12 protein-coding genes and 1 tRNA gene are annotated in these 17,279 nt (G+C 66.9%); all 13 read right to left on the reverse strand.

Annotation, left to right across the window (positions count from 1 at the left end; genetic code table 11):
• Positions 1–13: 13 nt before the first annotated feature.
• Entirely contained in the window at positions 14–367 is a 354-nt protein-coding gene (locus AC0CH3_RS06335) for a VOC family protein (RefSeq protein WP_354302714.1), read from the reverse strand.
• A 161-nt stretch (positions 368–528) separates the two neighbouring features.
• Positions 529–2,454, reverse strand: coding sequence for an alpha-L-fucosidase (locus AC0CH3_RS06340; protein WP_354302716.1), 1,926 nt, complete (start codon positions 2,452–2,454; stop codon positions 529–531).
• Between the two features lie 23 nt (positions 2,455–2,477).
• Positions 2,478–4,892: a glycoside hydrolase family 95 protein gene (locus AC0CH3_RS06345; protein WP_354302718.1), complete on the reverse strand. Its 2,415-nt coding sequence runs from the start codon at positions 4,890–4,892 to the stop codon at positions 2,478–2,480.
• A 70-nt stretch (positions 4,893–4,962) separates the two neighbouring features.
• Positions 4,963–8,250, reverse strand: a complete 3,288-nt coding sequence (locus AC0CH3_RS06350; RefSeq protein WP_354302720.1) for a TonB-dependent receptor — start codon at positions 8,248–8,250, stop codon at positions 4,963–4,965.
• Positions 8,251–8,358: 108 nt separating this feature from the next.
• Positions 8,359–9,423 carry a FecR family protein gene (locus tag AC0CH3_RS06355; RefSeq protein WP_354302722.1) on the reverse strand — a complete coding sequence of 355 codons (1,065 nt, stop codon included), beginning with the start codon at positions 9,421–9,423 and terminating at the stop codon, positions 8,359–8,361.
• Positions 9,420–9,950: an RNA polymerase sigma factor gene (locus AC0CH3_RS06360; RefSeq protein ID WP_333996681.1), complete on the reverse strand. Its 531-nt coding sequence runs from the start codon at positions 9,948–9,950 to the stop codon at positions 9,420–9,422. Before AC0CH3_RS06360 ends, AC0CH3_RS06355 begins: the two co-directional genes overlap by 4 nt.
• A 176-nt stretch (positions 9,951–10,126) precedes the next feature.
• Positions 10,127–10,555 carry an arsenate reductase (glutaredoxin) gene (arsC, locus tag AC0CH3_RS06365; protein ID WP_354302724.1) on the reverse strand — a complete coding sequence of 143 codons (429 nt, stop codon included), beginning with the start codon at positions 10,553–10,555 and terminating at the stop codon, positions 10,127–10,129.
• 11 nt (positions 10,556–10,566) lie between these two features.
• Complete coding sequence (locus AC0CH3_RS06370) at positions 10,567–10,899, reverse strand: ArsR/SmtB family transcription factor (protein WP_333996682.1); 333 nt, start codon at positions 10,897–10,899, stop codon at positions 10,567–10,569.
• A 284-nt stretch (positions 10,900–11,183) separates the two neighbouring features.
• The gene (locus AC0CH3_RS06375) at positions 11,184–12,932 is read right to left on the reverse strand and encodes a glycoside hydrolase family 9 protein (RefSeq protein WP_465237705.1); all 1,749 of its coding nucleotides are present in this window, start codon (positions 12,930–12,932) and stop codon (positions 11,184–11,186) included.
• Positions 12,929–13,699, reverse strand: a complete 771-nt coding sequence (locus tag AC0CH3_RS06380; protein WP_354302728.1) for a hypothetical protein — start codon at positions 13,697–13,699, stop codon at positions 12,929–12,931. The genes AC0CH3_RS06375 and AC0CH3_RS06380 overlap by 4 nt, the downstream gene beginning before the upstream one ends.
• A gap of 223 nt (positions 13,700–13,922) precedes the next feature.
• Positions 13,923–13,998: transfer RNA gene (locus tag AC0CH3_RS06385), tRNA-Lys, on the reverse strand.
• Between the two features lie 95 nt (positions 13,999–14,093).
• Positions 14,094–15,203, reverse strand: a complete 1,110-nt coding sequence (rodA, locus tag AC0CH3_RS06390) for a rod shape-determining protein RodA (RefSeq protein WP_354302766.1) — start codon at positions 15,201–15,203, stop codon at positions 14,094–14,096.
• Positions 15,200–17,272, reverse strand: coding sequence for a penicillin-binding protein 2 (gene mrdA, locus AC0CH3_RS06395; protein WP_056021853.1), 2,073 nt, complete (start codon positions 17,270–17,272; stop codon positions 15,200–15,202). The genes rodA and mrdA overlap by 4 nt, the downstream gene beginning before the upstream one ends.
• Positions 17,273–17,279 lie beyond the last annotated feature (7 nt).

Consider the following 17,279-nt stretch of genomic DNA (forward strand, 5'->3'; position numbering starts at 1 on the left):
GACCGACTTCGCGTCAACCCGTGAAACCCTTTGGCGGCTCCGCTATGATGATCCTGTTGCCATCCTGATCAGAAATCTCGGCTATCGCGCCAAAACCACCCCGGCTGATCGGGTCGATATCGACACCGAGATCGGCAAGCCTGTCTCTTTCCCACGCAATGTCGGGGGTCACGATCGTAAGTACGGACTGCCCGGCCTTATCGGCGTCGAGGATCAATTGGATACCGGCCGTGCCGATGTTCCGCCACTGCGTCAGGGTGGGCATAGGATGGTCGTCAGCGGGTCGGGCGAGTAGCGTCGTATACCAATCTTCAGCGCGCGCCATGTCCGTTACACATGCCACCGCGTACAAGCCCTGGATCTTCATCAGAAATCTCCGATCGGCCACTTCAAGACGTGAGCTCCAAGTCGTAAACTATAAAGTTGCCGATGCGGCTCGCCACTAGGTAGACTACGTAAAGCACGCACGTAATACTTTGCTCTGTCGGGTAGCCACCGACTGGCTCAGGTCCGATCCTGGTCCGAACGTCATCGAAACAGGTCGATACCCGCGATCGCCAGATGGGTTTTGGGCGCTGCAAGACCGATGAACGTCATCCGCACATAGACCGCGTCCGCCTTGGTGCCGAACAGGATGCGCTGCGGCGAGAGCGCGTTGGCGATGTTCGAGAATTCGTCCGACGCCGCCTTGCTCCAGCGTTTGCCGTCGAGGCTGGTTTCCACGACAAATCGTTTCGGTGGCGCGCTGTCGGTGTTGACCGCGCGCGAGGGGGTCAGGATGAAGCCGCCCAGCGGCTGTCGCCTGACGAGCTTGAGCGTGACCGTCGCCGATCCCGCGGCGGCGGCGACCGGAACCTGCCAGACGCTGCCCGGATCACTGTCGATCAGCGCGCCTGCGCCGGATCCGGACGCGGACACGACCGCAAGGTCGGATGAGGGCAGCACGTCGGGCGCACGGGCGGCGGGCAGTTGCACGGCGACGGGGGCGACCTGTCGGAACAGCGCGACTTCGCTGATCGCCGGGCAGGCCTGTGCCGCGACGATCCGCAGCCGCAACCGTCGCGCGACGACCGGCGTCGGCAGGCGGACGACGCGCTGCGCCGCGATGCATGCGCCGCGCGCCACCTCCGTCCATCCCGCGCCATGGTCGATATCGATCGCAAACCGGTCCACGCGCACGCCGAGCGGCAGGAATTCGCGGATACGGACGAGATCGAAGCTGGTGCCGGGCGGCAGGTCGAGCACGAGGCTCGGCGTATGGATGGCATCGGGCGTCGACCAATAGCGCGCGGGATCGCGGTCGAGCACGTTGGCCGCGGCAAAGCCCGGCCCGCGGACATGGTCGGCCGATGCGATCGCACCCTGCGCGCGATCCTTCGCGAACGTGGCGCGCTGCGCGTCGCCGAACGCGCGCAGCACCGCGACGTCGGGATCGGCGAGGCGACCGCGCCGGTCGGGCGGCAGGTTGAGGATCAGATTGGTCCCGCGCGCGACCGATTCGTCGAACAGTTTCAGCATCCGCTGGGGATCCTTGACCTTCGAATCCTCGTCGGCGTGATAGAACCAGCCCGGGCGGATCGAAGTGTTGGTCTCGGCGGGCCACCACAAGGGGCCGCCACGGAGACCGGCATTGCCCTCGGCTTGGCTGGGCTTGTGATCGGCCATGGTCGGCCAGCATGGATCGCCCGCGACGCCGTCCTCGTTGCCGACCCAGCGCACGTCGGAGCCCAATGGCTCGAACGTGCAGGCCATTGGCTGATGCTGGTGGACCAGCGCGAAGATCGAAGGCCAGTCATAATAGGTTTCGGAATCGATCTTCCGCGTCTCGCGTGCGCCGCCATAATAGCCGTCGCCGCCATTCGCCCCGTCGAACCAGAATTCGAATAGCGTACCGTAGCGCGTACAGAGCTCGACGATCTGCTTGCGGTAATAGTCGAGATAGGCGGGGCGGCCATAGTCCGCGTGGTTGCGATCCCATGGCGACAGGTAGATCCCGAAATCCATGCCGGCGCGGCGTGCCGCCTGTTCGAACTCGCGGACGATATCGCCCTTGCCGTCGCGGAACGGGCTGTTGCGGACGCAATGCTCGGTCAGCATCGTCGGCCACAGGCAAAAACCGTCGTGATGCTTGGCGGTCAGGACGATACCGCGCAGGCCGCCCGCCTTGGCCGCGCCGACGATCTGATCCGCCGAGAAGTCGGTCGGCGCGAACAATTTGGGATCCTCGTCGCCATAGCCCCATTCGCGATCGGTGAAGGTGTTGATCGAAAAATGGACGAAGGCATATTGCTCGCGCGCATGCCAGGCGAGCTGGCGCGGGGAGGGGGTTGCCCCCCAGGGCTTGGGCGCGGAATCGGACGCGGGTTTGCGGGCCCAACCGTTCGATGTCCCGAGCGAGGTCAGGCCGGATGCGAGCCCCGAGGCCAGCATATTGCGGCGGGTGATGATCGACATGGCGGCTCCTGAAAACTCTTGGGTCATGCGGGGTCGGAGCGCTTGCGCAGCGCGATGCGGTAGGGGCGGCCCGGTGTGGTCGCGACCGTGATCGTATGCGGGGTCCGTTCGAACCGGACCGCCTTGCCCTGCTGCGATACCGTCACCGCCTCGAACCCCGGCGGCGTCCGGACGGTCAGGCGCTCGCCCCCCGCGGTCAGCGTCGCGTCGACATGCCGGTCGCTCCAGGCGATTGCGACTTCGTGACCGCCGCGCGCACGCAAACCGGCAACGCGCCCCGAGGTCCATTGCGGCGGCAGCGCGGGCAGCAGCGCGATCTCCGTATCGCGGCTTTGCAGCAGCATCTCGGCGATCGCGGCGGTGATGCCCAGATTGCCGTCGATCTGGAATACCGGGCGCGGTTGCGCGGGGTGCGTGTCGAGCAAATTGGCCGCCACGCTGTTGGCGATGAACGCGGAGAGCGACCGCCCGGCCTGTGCGCCGTCGCCGAGTCTGGCCCACACCGCGGTCGCCCAGGCGCGGCTCCACCCGGTGCTGGCGCCGCCATGCGCCTCGCGCCGCGCCATAGCGGCACGGGCTGCCTGCGCGAGCCGCGGTGTCCGGACCGGGTCGATCGCATCGCCGGGATAGAGCGGATACAGATGCGAGATGTGGCGATGCCCCGGATCCTGCTCGGCAAAGTCGGTCGACCATTCCTGCAGCTGGCCGTAGCGGCCGACACGGTACGGCTCGAGCTGTTCGCGCAATCCCGCGAGGCGAGCGCTCAGCCCGTCGACGTCGCCGATCACGCGCATCGCCGCGATGCAGTTGGTGAACAGCTCGCGGATCAGCGCGAGGTCCATCGTGCAGCCGGCCGAGATCGCCGCGGCCTTGCCGGATGCCGTCATGAACAAATTCTCGGGCGAGATCGACGGGGCGGTGGTCAGATGGCCGCTGCGGGGTTCGCGGACCAGCCAGGCCGCGCAGAATTCGGCGCAGCTGCGCATCAACGGGAAGCCACGCGTCTCAAGGAACGCGCGGTCGCCGCCGAAGCGGTAATGCTCCCAGACGTGCTGGACCAGCCACGGCCCCGCCATCGGCCAGTTCGCCCAATTGGGATCGCCGACGCCCGCACCGACCGGATGGCTCATCGCCCATAGGTCGCTGTTGTGATGCACGCACCAGCCCGGCATGCCGTAGAGCGATCGGGCGGTCTGCGCGCCGGTGGCCGCAAGCCGCTCGATATGGTCGATCAGCGGCAGATGGCAGTCGGCGAGATTGCAACTCTCCGCCGGCCAGTAGTTCATCTGGAGATTGATGTTGGTGGTGTAGTTCGCGCTCCAGGGCGGGCGCAGTTCGGTATTCCACACGCCCTGGAGATTGGCGGGCATCGTGTGCTCACGCGAACTGGCGATCATCAGGTAGCGGCCGAGCTGGAACAGGCGCGCGGCGCGCGGGGTATCGCGATCACCCGCTGCACCGTGAAGCGCGAGATCGGCGCGACGGTAAAGCGCCTGGTGATCGGCGACGTGACGGTCGAGCAGCGCCGTATAGCCATGCCGCGCGCCGGTCGCGAGGATGCGCTCCGCCGACGCGCGCACGGCCGCCGCGGGCGTGTCCGGCATCAGGTCGAAGCGGCGGAATCCGGTGGCGGCGGCGATCCGGACGGTCACAGAGGTGGCGCCGCGAATGCGCAGCGCACCGTCCGATGCGGTAACCGCGCCGCCATCGGTCTCGACCGACAGGAGCGTCGCGAACGCCATCCCCCGACCCGGCGTGTCCGAATAGCGCACGGGGTTTGGGACGTCGCGGTAATTGGGTTCGCACAACGTCGGCGCCTTGCCGACCAGCGTGATCCGGTTGCCGCCGGCATTTGCGGTGGCGGTCGCCGTCGCGCGCAGTTTGCTGGTCAGCTTGAGGCGGCAATCGATCATCCCGCGCCGGTCCGCGGTCAGGCGCAGGACGATCACCGAGTCGGGATGCGAGACGAACAATTCGCGGTGATAGGTCGCGTCGCCACAGCGATAGCCGACTGTTGCGACCGCGCGATCGAGGTCGAGCACGCGCCGATACGCCTGCGGGGCTTCGGTATGATCCATCTCGAGCTCGAGATCCGCCATCGGCGCGTAGCTGGCGCTGAACGGCCCCTGCAGCGCCGCGCTCTGCCGATCGGCGCTCACCGCGTCGCCCGCAAAGACGGACTGACGGACCGCCGCCAGCGCATCCCGGCCGTCGTGATCGGCGGTGTCTGCGGGCTGTCCGCTCCACAGCGTGTCGTGATTGAGCGACATCACGTCGCGCGCGATCCCGCCGCCCATCATCGCACCCAGCTGCCCGTTCCCGACCGGATGGCCGAGCAACCACTCGGTGGCGGGCTGATCGGCGGAGATCCGGTGGCGTGCGTCCGTCCCCGGCTCGGCAGCGGCATCGCCCATTCCTGCGAGCAGGCCGGCAAGCACCGACCCCGTACCCCCGGCCAGGACCGCGCGACGCGATACGTGGCCGGACGCGGGGGACCTGGTGCCCAGCTCAGAAATCGACCGTCGCCCCGATGTTGATCGACCGACCCAACGCGTCGTAGACCGACGGCGAGGTGTTCACGCGTTCGGCGGCCTCAAGCGGCGGGCTGGGGCGGACCGGTGCCGCGCGGTTGAGCACGTTGTTCACCACCAGCCGCAACGTCAGCGCGCGCGATACCGTTACGCTGCCGCTGAGATCGAAGACGTCGTAGGCGGGCAGGTATTTATATTCGGCCGGCACCGTCGGATCGTCCTCGCCGAAGATCGGGTTGCCAGCAAGGCGCGAGTTCTTCAGCCCCGAATTGTGGCGCCAGTTGACCGAGACCAGTCCCTGCGTCTGCGCGGACTCGGGCGAACTCAGCGTGAACCGGAAATTGTGCTGATAGCGGCGATAGCCCTGTCCCGCATAGGGGCCGAACAGCCCGACGACATTATAGTCGGTATCGGGCAGCCCGAGATCGCCACCCTTCGCGGTTTGCAGCGTCGCGACATAGCTTGTCGAGAACCGCGCCCAGCTGCCCATCCGCGTGTCGTAATTGGCGGAGAAGTTGAAGCCGCGCGCGTTGGTCCGGCCGAGGTTGCTGTATCCCTGGTTGATATAGCCCGTCGCGGCACCGGCATCGCTGAACAGCGTCCCGTCGGCGTTGCGCTGCAGCTGGCTGCAGAAGAAGTCATAGCCGGTGTTGGCGCAGGTCTGCAGGAAGTCGATCGCGCGGTAATAGCCGATGCCGTTCTGAATCTCGATGCTGTAATAATCGGCGGTAGCGGAGAAACCGCGCAGCATCCGCGGCGTGAGGACGAGGCCGTAGGTATAGGTATGCGCCACCTCGGGCGTCACCAGCCCCTCCGAGCCGTTGCGCACGGTGCACAGGAAATCCGGACATTGCTGGATCGCGCCATATTGCGCCGCGGTGACACCGGTGCTTGCACAGATATCCCGGCTCGCGACCGGGCTGGTTCCGGCACACGGGTCGCCCAGCGTGTTGGTGTCGAGCGTGCCGTAGCTGGTATTGGCGTTCGACGAGAGTTCGTAGATGCTCGGTGCGCGCGTCGCCTTGTTGTAGCTCGCGCGGAACAGGATGTCCTCGACCGGTCGCCAGCTGCCGTCGATCTTGTAGGTCGACCGGATGTTCTCGACGCCCGAATATTTCGACCCGCGGATTGCCGCGCCGATGCTCAGGTCGCGGATGAACGGCTTGTCGCTGACCAGCGGGACGTTGACCTCGCCGTAAAGATCGACGGCATCGTTCGACAGCGTCGACGGTGTCGCGCCGAACGCGGCCTGATACGCGGCATCGGGGCGCGAGCGATAGGTGTTCGCGCGATATTCGCCACCTAGGGCGATGTTGATGCCCTTGCTCGAGAACGGGCTTTTCAGCCCATAGTCGCCAAGGTCGCCGGAAAGGTTCGCGTTTCCGACCCATTGTTCATAGCGCTCGCGGAACACGCCGCCGCCCTGCGCAAACGACAGATACTCGACTGCGGCGGCGCTGGGGGCATTGGTCGAGAAGATGTCGAGCGGGACGCACCCGGGGTCGGTACCGTTGACCGCCGCGACGCAGGTCGCCGTGCCGTTGACGTCGACGACCTGGAGTGCCTTGGCGACCTTGGTGGGATCGATCCGGCCAGTCTGCTGCTGCCGGTACAAGGTGGTCGAATAGACTCCGCCGACGTCGTAATGCCAGGCGCTGCCGAGATCGCCACGAACCCCCGCCACCGCGCGATAGATCTCGTTCGACGAGCGGGTCGTCTGGGGTTCGGTAAAGCGATAGCGAACGTCGGTCCGGACGCTCGTGCCCGTGCCGGCCGCCGATCCGCACAATGCCGCCGCCTGTTGTCCCGACAGCAGGGGGTTGTTGCAGTTGATGTCGTACGGCGTCGAGCCGGGCTGGATCGTCGCGGGATCCGACTGGCTCTGCGATTCCGATCGCAGATACAGGCCGTTCGCATAGAGCTGAATCGCGGGCGACACCTCGTAGTTGAGGAACGCCGCGCCGTTGTAGCGCGTGTTCTCGCGCTGGAAGAAGAAGCTTTCGTTGTAATTATAGCCATTCGTGCCCGTGAACGGCACGAATTCGCGGCTGCCGCCGGCCGCGTTGGTCAGGACGCTGCCATTCTGCGCCGGTCCCGACAGCGCCTGGAAATAGCCGGCCGAGGTCGCGGACGATGGCGAGGCGCAGACCACCGACTGGCCCGACAGCGTGATCGGGCAGACCGAGAACGACCGCGACGACGCCAGCACGGGCTCGACCTGGCTGTATGCGCCGAAGATCGAGATATTGCCGCGACCGCCGGCGAAGTTCTTGCCCATGCTGATATTGGCATCGAACCGGCCGCCATCGTTGGTCATGCCGCTTGGTACCGCAAACCCTGCATTGCGCGCGGCCTGCGCGGCGATGTTGTCGCGGTTGTCAGCATTGTAGAAGCCGTAATTGACGTTCGCGTTGACGCCTTCAAAGTCCTTGCGGAGGATGAAGTTCACCACCCCGCCGATCGCATCCGACCCGTAGACCGCGGACGCCCCGCCGGTCAGCAGGTCGACCCGCTCGATCAACCCGACCGGCACGACCGAGGCGTCGATGCCCTCGGTAACGCCGATCCGCTGGCCATCGATCAGCGTGAGCGTCCGGTTGGTACCGAGCCCGTGGAAATCGAATTGCTGTCGCCCGTTGCCGTTGGACAAATTGGTGTCGCTGTTCTTGATCGCAGGTACGCGGTTCAGCACCTCCTGGACGCTGAACGCCGCCTGCAGCTTGATGTCGGCCTGCGTGACGCTGGTCACCGGCGCGGTTTCGACGAGGTTCTTCGAGCGGATGCGCGATCCCGTTACGACGATGTCGCCGCCGGGGGGTGGCGTCGGGACCGCATCGTCCGTCGTTGCCGCGGCGTCGCCGGTCGTGCTCGCTGCACGGTCCTGACCGCCCGCGGTCTGTTGTCCGGGGGCCGCCATCGACACCCGCGTGAGCGCGGCCGCGCGCGTGATGACATAGACGCCCTGGCCGGTCCGCGACATCGTCAGACCGCTGCCCTGGAGCAATTGGCCCAGCGCCGCGTCCGCGGTCATCGCGCCATTGACGGCCGGGGCGACGCGACCACCAAGCGCGGCTTCGTCGAACACCAACTGCACGTGCATCTGCCGACCGAGCAACCGTAGCGCGGGACCAAGCGGTTGGGCGCGTACGTCGACACGGACGACCCGCTGGGTCTGGCCCGTCTGTGCCAGCACCGGCGCCGCCGTCATCATCGTCGCGATCACAGCGCAGCTCGCGCCGAGGATCATACGCTTCGTCACAGTCATCCACCGCCCCCTAGTGTTGTTATACTTTTATGACGCACGGGGTGGCGAGATACTCAGCAAATTGCCGCAATTATCTTCAATTGATCTTCTTTTGGTCGGCAACCGGTATCAACGATGGCGTTTCAACCGGATGGTTGCGTCGTCGACGGTGGCGTCGACGGGGAAGGTCGCGGCGATCGCCTGCGCAAACGCGTCGACATCGCCGACGTTGAACACCCCGCTGATCCGCACGTCCGCGACGCCGGGATCGACCGCGATGCGGCGTCGCTCGGCATAGCGGTTCATCCGTTCCGCGGCGGCACCGAGCGTCTCCGCGGTGAAGCTGATCTGTTCCGCGCCCCAACTTTCGCCGCCGGCGATGGGGCCGAGCGCGGGACCGATCGAGCCGATCGTCCCCGACACTGGCAGGCCAATCTCATGGCCCGGTGTCAGCGCGCGCTCGACCGTGAGGCGGCGACCGTCGCGACGGACGATTGCGTTCGTCTGGCCCTGCGGCGTATCGCGCAGCACCGCGACGTGCCCCTCGAACAGCGCGACCCGGATCTCGCGGCTGAGCCGTTCGACCGAGAATTCGGTGCCGGTCGCGACGATCACGTTGCGGCCGCTGCGCACCGCGAACGGGCGCAGCGGGTCCTTTGCGACCTTGAACCGCGCCCGGCCCTTTTCGAGGACGATGTTCCGCCGCTGTGCGGTGAAGGCGACCGTGACGAGGCTGTCGGCATCGAGCGACAGGCGCGAGCCATCGGCCAGCGCGATGACGCGACGTTCGCCGATCCCGGTGCGATAGGCATCGCGCCCGCCCTGCCACCACAGCAGCGAACCGACCGACAGCGTCAACACCAGCGCCGCGGCGATCGCCCAGAGAATCGGGCGGGCCCAGGGGATGGGGGAGGGCACGAACCGGGTCCGCAGCCAGCGTCGTTGCCCCGCGCGGTGGACCGCACCGAGCGCGTCGCGGCGCAGCGCCAGCATCTCGGGCGCGTCGGCATCCGCCTCGACCGCGTCCCAGGCGGCGAGTGCCGCGCCCAGTTGCTCACCGCGCGCCGCGTCGCCGGCCAACCACTCGTGCAGTCTCTCGCGGTCCTGCGGCGACATCGTGCCGTCGCTCAGGCGCAGGCACCAGTCGATGACGACGTCCGCATCGGCATCCGCATCGGGGCGGAGCGCGGTCATTTCGCCTCTCCCATGACGGCCAGCAACGCGCGCATCGCGCTGGCGATATGCTTTTCGACCGCGCTGACCGAGATGCCGAATGCGTCGGCGATCGCCTTTCGCTGCATGCCCTCCAGCCGGTAGAGTATGAAGATCTGTCGCGTGCGATCGGGCAGCCCGCCCAGCGTCCGCGCCACGCAGCCGACGCTCTGCCGCGCGGACAGCAACCGTTCGGCGTCGATCGGATCGATCGCAAGGTCCGGATCGCCCGCATTCGAGCGTTGATACCGCGAGCGCGTGGCCTCGCGTCGATAATGATCGCGCAGCAGGTTGGCCGCGGCCTGGAAGATATAGCCTTCGGGATTGCTCGTCGCCGGGCTCGTCATCGTCGCCATGCGGATGAAGAGATCCTGGATCAGGTCCTCCGCCTGCGCCGGATCGCCGAGACGCCGGATAAAGAACGCCATCAGCGCCGGCCGCATGCGTTCCATCAGCGCCGACAGGTCGCGCGAAGGCGTGGCGCCGGCAGGCCGCGTGGGCTTCATCATAATAGATAGACGTCCGGCGCCGCGATGTGCTCAACCGAAACCTGAAACTCTTTCACTCGCTCTGGATGGTTGGTGGCGAGATCTCGGGGATCAGATTGACGATGAACCACCCGCGCTCTGAAGACCGAGGCTGGCAATGGACGTCTCGGTCGAAGGCTCTCGCGCGTTTGAAGCGGTCAGCCGAAGCGCTGCCCGGCGGCGTCCACCACCTGTTCGCCGTCCTCCTTGGCGAACGCCCCCCGCTGCGGCTCGGGGAGCAGATCGAGGACGGCTTCGGACGGGCGGCAGAGCTTCACGCCGAGGGGCGAGACGACCAGCGGGCGGTTGATCAGGACCGGGTGCGCGATCATCGCGTCGAGCAGCGCGTCGTCGCTCAGCGAGGCGTCGCCAAGACCGAGTTCGGCATAGGGCGTGCCCTTCTCGCGCAGCAGATCCCGGGGCGTAAGGCCGGCGCGGTCGACCAGCTCAACGAGCAGGGCGCGGGACGGCGGGGTCTTCAGATACTCCACGACGTGCGGTTCGATACCGGCGTTGCGGATCATCGCCAGCGTGTTGCGTGACGTGCCGCAGGCGGGGTTGTGATAGATGACGACGTCGACGGCCATGGCGCGTCCTTTCAGCAGCAGGGGGTCAGTTCGGCGATGAGCGGCGCACACAGCTCGGCCGAGCTGGCGCAGCAGTCCTTGATCAGGAACAGCGTCAGCGCGCGCAGCCCGTCCAGATCGGCGCGATAGATGATGGAACGGCTGTGCCGCTCCGAGCGCACGATGCCGGCGCGGGCGAGGATGCCCAGATGCGCGGACATGGTGTTCTGCGGCACGCCGAGCTGTCGGGCGATTTCGCCTGCCGCCATCCCGTCCGGCTCGTGTCGTACAAGCAGGCGGAACGCATCGAGGCGCGTATCCTGCGCGAGCGCCCCGAGCGCGGTAATTGCCAAGCCGATATCCATGTATCCAGCATAGCCGATATATCCGGCAGGGCCAGCCCGTGTGTATGGAGCAGCAGCCTCGCACTGTACCTGCGCAACAGCGGGCCAGCCGGTTTCCTTTCCCGTCACGACATTCGCAGGCCGGGCGGCAAAACCGGTCAAATCGCGGAGATGAGTTGGCGTCCGACGTGGTGAGGCCAGGAAGGAAGCGTCGGCGTCCGTCAGTCGGCCGCCGCACTATCGAACGCGAGGCTCGACCGGTAAACGACAGAGGCGCGTGCGTGGCGCGCCTCCAGTAACGAACGTCAAAGCCGTGCGGCGGCGCTCGCGAGGCTAATATACATCGCGCCTTCCGGGACGACATATTCGTTCGCCCCCCAGAAGAACGGCCAGTCGTCGCGGTTCTCCGGATAGTCGGGCTTCAGCAGCAGGACGCCCGGCACCACACCGCCGGGAATGAACGAGAAGTCCGCGCGGTTGCTGCCATAGGCCACTTCCTTCGACATCGCACCGACGCCAGAGACGAACGAGCGGTCCGACGCCGGATGATGCCCGTGAAGGAAGTCGAGCGCGCGCAACACTGGCGCGGTGTCGACCACGGTTGGAAAGGCGCGGCGAAGCGCGTCGGCGGTCAGGCCGAAATTGAGCACCGCGCCGCTCCCGGCCCAGCCCCCGGCGGTGATCGGCACGCCGAACGGATTGGCGGCCTCGATCACCTTCGCGCGGGCTGCCCAGTCGCGCGCCGCGGTTTCGACCTGCCGGCGATAGCCATCCGGCATGTGGCGAAGCGCCTTCACCATCGTCGTCGCAGTCGCATCGAAGCGACGCAGCATCGCCGGGGCAAGCGCCTCGACCCGTTCGCCGTAGCGCGTTTCGCCGGTCGCGACGAGCAACTCCACCGCGGCGGTGAATTCTTCGGCGTCGAGCGGGCCGCCCGTCGTGTTGCCGTGGCTGAACAGGTCGGGTGCATGGCGGTGTTCGTCGGCCCACACCTGTTGCGCACGGTCGAGACAGCGTTTGGCGAACGCCGGATCGCGCGCCTTCCACACGCGATAGGTCGCGGCCAGCGCCGCCGCCGATCCATAATCGAGCGCGGAGGCCTTGCTCGTGAAGGCCCAGCGGTCGTCGGGCGTACCGCTGCGCCCCCCGCGCGCGTCGTAGGCGCGCTGATAGGGTTTGAGCGTCGGGTCATAGATGAGCCCGTCGGTCTTGGTCGCCGCATCGCCCAGATGCGTGTACTGGCCAACGTCGGGCTCGACGATACCGTGGATCGCATGGCCGACCGCGTCATACTGCGCCGGCAATTGCAGGCTGCCGTGGCGAATCTGTTGCAGGATGTCGGGCACACCGTCGGGCACGTGCATCTCCACCCGCCGCGTCGCCCAGTCGACCGCCACCGTGTCGCGGTCGATCCCGAAGGTCTCGACCGCGTCGACGAGCTGGCGCACGACCTGATATTGGGTCTGCGTGCGGATGTCGAAATCGCCGGCATCGAGCCATCCGCCGACCGCAAGGCCGGGGATATGCTCGCCGGGCTTGAAACGCGTGTCGGTCGTCGGCCCCTGCCGATACAGGTCGATATGCTCGTGGTTGACCGGCGCCTGTCGCGCATCGTCGCGGTGTGGATCGCCGTGCCAGACGCGATAGGCTTCGTTGACGGCGACATGATCCATCGCGATCGGCAGATAGACGTCGTTGGTGAGGTGCCACAGTCCCGTCAGCGCGTCCGCGCCGATCGGAAAGGGCGCGCTGCGCGTCGTCCCATAGTCGATCGCATAGGTGCCCGGCGTCTTCACCGTGCTGAAGTCGAACCGGACGTAGCGAGAGCGCAGATAGTTGCCCCATTCGCGCGTCGACCCCGCCGCCACCGGCGCGAAGACGCCGCCCGGGGTCAGCCGCAGCAGGCGAGGGCGGAGCGCGCGGCGATCGTCGCGGTCCAGCTCGATCGTCGCGACCTTGGGCAGATCGGCGCGATAGCCGGCCTGCGAATGCCCGATGACCGGCGGGCGCAGCCAGTCGGGAACGCTGTTGGCGTCGAGTGTCCATTCGATCACCTTGCCTGTCCGACCGCCCGGCAGCAGCTGACGCGCGACATACCACCCGTTCTGCGCCTGGTTGCGCCCGTCGTACAACGATACCGCCCCCTCTCGCGCGTGGTGATGCCGACGCGCCGCGCGGGGTCTTCGGGCGCGAGGATCAACTGGCGCGCGCTCGCAAAGGGTTGCGGTTCGGCGCCCGGACCATCGCTGCGCCCGCTCGCCAGATTGCGCTCGGGTGCCAGCGTCATCGCGTCGGCGGGATAGCGCGGGAAAAGCGCGGGCTTGCCGTCGGCAGCATAGCTTTTGTGGAAATAGGCAGAGGGTACGAATTCGAGGTTCAGCCCCGCCTTGCCGACCTGTGCCGTTGGCAGGGGCTGGTCGAGCAGCACCGACAGGACGACGATGGCGCCGCGGCGTTCGGCGCGGACGGTATAGCTGAAGTCGGGATAGCGCATCGCGACCTCGATCACACCCGCCGCCTTGTCGACGCGCCGGCGGACGAAGGTGGCGGCCGGGTCCCACTGACCCGGCGTCGCGGACAGGCGCACATCGCCGTTGGTGGCGGTACGCACGCCTTGCTGGATGAGTTCGACGCCGCTGATCTTGGCGTCGGCGAACAACCCTTCGTTGACGTTGGAGAAGACGAGCCAGTTGACGCCCGCCGCCTCGAAATAATCGGAGCGGTCGAGCCGGAGTGGCGCCCGATCGGGTGCCTGCGTCACCCCTGCGCTGCTCGTTGCGAGAAGCGCGGCAATCATCCACGCGCGATACTGCGTGCCCATCGGCAATCCTCCCTATCTTATAGTTAGCGCTACCATATCTCTACATTGTCCGTTTTCAAGCGGTTGAAGCGTTGCTCTGCATCAAATGGGAGAGGGCTGCGCGTGGATCGCGACTGGTAGCTCACAGCGGGCCCGCCGTTCTCATGTGGCGCAGGGAACGGGGGACGTCAGGGAAGGCCCAAACCAAAACGGCCCCGCATCGCTGCGAAGCCGTTGAAAAATCTGGTGGACGCACTTGGGCTCGAACCAAGGACCCGCTGATTAAGAGTCAGCTGCTCTACCAACTGAGCTATGCGTCCATTCCGGGGCGGTTTTGGTGGCGCCCTGGTGTGGCGCCCCGCTGCTGGAGGCGCGCTGTTAGCAGACTCATCGGGGGCCGCAACCCCTTTTCGTCCTACCAGCGAACAGTTTTTCGATTTTCGCGATCAATCGACATCAAAATCCCGAGGCACAACAGCACCGTCATCTGCGACGACCCGCCATAGCTCACCAGTGGCAGCGGGATGCCCACCACGGGGGCGAGGCCCATCACCATCATCAGGTTGATCGCGACATAGAAGAAGATCGTCGTGGCAAGCCCTGCGGCGGCGAGCCGCGCGAACCGCGACTGTGCGCGCTGCCCGACCTCGATCCCCCAGCGGATCACGAGCAGGAAGGCGAGGATCAGCAGGCAGCCGCCGACCAGCCCCCATTCCTCGGCCATCGTCGCAAAGACGAAATCGGTATGCCCCTCGGGGAGGTAGTCGAGATGGCTCTGCGTGCCGTTGAGGAATCCCTTGCCCCACAGCCCGCCCGATCCGATCGCGATCTTCGACTGGCTGATGTGATAGCCGGTGCCCAGCGGGTCGCTCTCGGGATCGAGGAAGATCAGGATCCGGTTGCGCTGGTAGTCGTGCAGCGCGAAGTTGATCGCGAGCGGGATCGCGACCGACGCGGCGACTGCACCGCCGACGAACAGCCTGATCGGGATGCCCGCGAGGAACATCACCGTCGCGCCGCCCGCGCAGATCATCAGCGCGGTGCCGAGGTCGGGCTGTTTCATCACGATCGCCGCGGGAATGCCGATCAGCACTGCGGCGGGCCAGATGCCTGCGAACCGCCGCGTCTCGTTGGGCGGCAGCATGTCGTAGAAGCGCGCGCAAGCGAGCACGATCGCGGGCTTCATCAGTTCGGACGGCTGCAGCCGGATGAAGCCGAGGTCGAGCCAGCGCTGGCTGCCGCCCCGGACCGCACCGAGCAGTTCGACGAGGACCAGTGCCAGCACGAGCGCCCCATAGGTCGGCCAGGTCGCCGCCTTCCAGACGCGTTCGGGGATGCGGGAGAGCATGACCGCCCCTGCAAGCAGGACGAAGAAGCGGACGCCCTGCGGCAGCGTCCAGGGCCGCAGCGAGCCGCCTGCGGCCGAATAGAGCACGACCAGCCCGAAGGTGCCGATCGCGGCGACGAGCAGCAGCGTGCGCCACGGCAGCGCGGCAAGCTGTTCTGGGACGATACGCGAGGTCATTGGACACGCTCCGTGGTGCCGTCCTCGGCGACGCCGCCGTCGGACGTGGCCAGATCGGCCTGCGCGCGGTTCGCGCTGTCGGTCGCATTGGCAACCGCGGGCGCATCGCTGGGGACGATCGCGTCGGTCTTGGTCGCGATGGCGGCGGGCGGTGCCGACTGCGCGGTGCGATAGGCGGCGGCGGTCGCCGCCATCCGCGTCCTGATGTCGCCGCCCCAGGTCGGCTCGACCTCCGCCAGCGATTTCAGCGCGCGTTCGCGGTCGAGCATGTAGGTCATGATGTCGCGTGCGATCATCGGCGTGTCGAGGTTGCGCACCGTATGGCCGTTATGCTCGAGCACGACCGCGAGCGCGTAGCGAGGATTGTCCGCGGGCGCGAACCCGATGAACAGCGCATGGTCGCGCAGCTTGAACGGCAGCTGGCCATTCTTGAGCACGCCCGAACGCCGCTCCGCCATCGTGATGCGGCGGACCTGCGCGGTGCCGGTCTTGCCCGCGATCGCCACGCCCGGGATGAGCAGCCGGGCTGCACCGCCGGTGCCGCCGCCGTTTATCACCCCGAACATCGCCTCGCGGACACGGGCGAGGTTCTCCGAATCAATGTCGAGCGCGGGGGCGTCGCGGTGCACCTGGCTTGCAAGGATGCTCGGCTGAAGGTCGCGCCCCGAGGCGAGCCGCGCCGCCATCACCGCGAGCTGAAGCGGATTGGCGAGCACATAGCCCTGACCGATCGAGGCGTTGAGCGAATCGGCGACGGTCCACGGCCGCTTGTACTTGCGCAGCTTCCATGCCGGATCGGGCATCGTCCCGAAGCGCTGCGTCGAGAAGGGCAGGTCGAACTTCTGCCCTAGTCCCAGCGTCCGCGCGATCGGCGCGATCCGGTCATAGCCGACGCGCCGCGCCATCTCGTAGAAATAGATGTCGCAGCTCTGCATGATCGCGTTCTTGAGATCGAGCGGCCCGTGGCCACCGCGCTTGTGGCAGTGGAACACGCTGGTGCCGAGCCGCATCGCGCCCGAGCAGTTGACGCGCGCGCCCGGCTCGATGCCCGCATGGAGCAGCGCGAGCCCGTTCATCGGCTTGACCGTCGAGCCCGGCGGATACAGCCCCTGCGTGACCTTGTTCATCAGCGGCACGTGATCGTCGTCGCTCAGCATCTGCCATTCGAGATGGCTGATCCCGTCCGAGAAGCTGTTGGGATCATAGGCGGGCATCGACACCATCGCGAGCATTTCGCCGGTACGGCAGTCGATGACGACGACCGATCCCGAATTGGTGCCGAGCCGGCGTGCGGCATATTCCTGGAGGCCTGCGTCGATGGTCAGGCGCGCGGTCTTGCCGGGCACGTCGGGCTTGGTCGCGAGTTCGGCGACCAGCTTGCCGCGTGCGGTGACCTCGACGCGCTTCGCGCCAGCCTGACCGCGCAGTTCGTCCTCGAGCATCTTCTCGAGTCCGTCCTTGCCGAGCTTGAAGCCCGGCGTGACGAGCAACGGGTCGCGTGTCTTCTTGTACTGCTCGACATTGGGCACGCCGACATAGCCCGTGAGATGCGCGACGGCGGCGCCGGCGGGGTAGTTGCGCGCAAAGCCGCGCGTCGGCGCGACGCCGGGGAGTTCGGGCAGCCGCACGCTGACCGCGGCGAACCGTTCCCAGTCGAGATTCTCCGCGACCTGCACGGGCTGGAACCCGGCGGCATGATCGAGATCGATCGCGATCCGCTCCACTTCCTCTGGCGGTAGCTGGAGGATGCGGCCGAGCAGCGGTAGCACGCGTTCCTTGTCGCGCAGCCGGTCGGGGATGATGTCGACACGGAAATCGGTGCGGTTGTTCGCGATCGGCACGCCGTGGCGGTCGACGATCCAGCCGCGTCGCGGCGGCAACAGCGTCATGTTCACGCGGTTGCTTTCGGACAGCATCGTGTAGCGGTCGTTCTGCGCGATCGACAGCCACGCCATCCGCCCCGCGAGCATCAGGCCCACGCCGCCCTGCGCCGCGCCCAATATCCAGGCGCGGCGTGAGAAGCTGTAGGCTTGCGACATTTCGGTCACCACGCGCGGCGGGCGTCTCATTGCTGAA

This window comes from Sphingomonas sp. AC449, assembly GCF_979253475.1.

What these genes read in the sequence shown, in the direction of transcription:
- AC0CH3_RS06355 (WP_354302722.1), bottom strand. Translation starts at nt 9,423, where the DNA reads ATGACCGCGCTCCGCCCCGATGCGGATGCCGATGCGGACGTCGTCATC.
- arsC (WP_354302724.1), bottom strand. Translation starts at nt 10,555, where the DNA reads ATGGCCGTCGACGTCGTCATCTATCACAACCCCGCCTGCGGCACGTCA.
- mrdA (WP_056021853.1), bottom strand. Translation starts at nt 17,272, where the DNA reads ATGAGACGCCCGCCGCGCGTGGTGACCGAAATGTCGCAAGCCTACAGC.
- AC0CH3_RS06335 (WP_354302714.1), bottom strand. Translation starts at nt 367, where the DNA reads ATGAAGATCCAGGGCTTGTACGCGGTGGCATGTGTAACGGACATGGCG.
- rodA (WP_354302766.1), bottom strand. Translation starts at nt 15,203, where the DNA reads ATGACCTCGCGTATCGTCCCAGAACAGCTTGCCGCGCTGCCGTGGCGC.
- AC0CH3_RS06370 (WP_333996682.1), bottom strand. Translation starts at nt 10,899, where the DNA reads ATGGATATCGGCTTGGCAATTACCGCGCTCGGGGCGCTCGCGCAGGAT.
- AC0CH3_RS06380 (WP_354302728.1), bottom strand. Translation starts at nt 13,699, where the DNA reads ATGGGCACGCAGTATCGCGCGTGGATGATTGCCGCGCTTCTCGCAACG.
- AC0CH3_RS06360 (WP_333996681.1), bottom strand. Translation starts at nt 9,950, where the DNA reads ATGATGAAGCCCACGCGGCCTGCCGGCGCCACGCCTTCGCGCGACCTG.
- AC0CH3_RS06350 (WP_354302720.1), bottom strand. Translation starts at nt 8,250, where the DNA reads ATGACTGTGACGAAGCGTATGATCCTCGGCGCGAGCTGCGCTGTGATC.
- AC0CH3_RS06340 (WP_354302716.1), bottom strand. Translation starts at nt 2,454, where the DNA reads ATGTCGATCATCACCCGCCGCAATATGCTGGCCTCGGGGCTCGCATCC.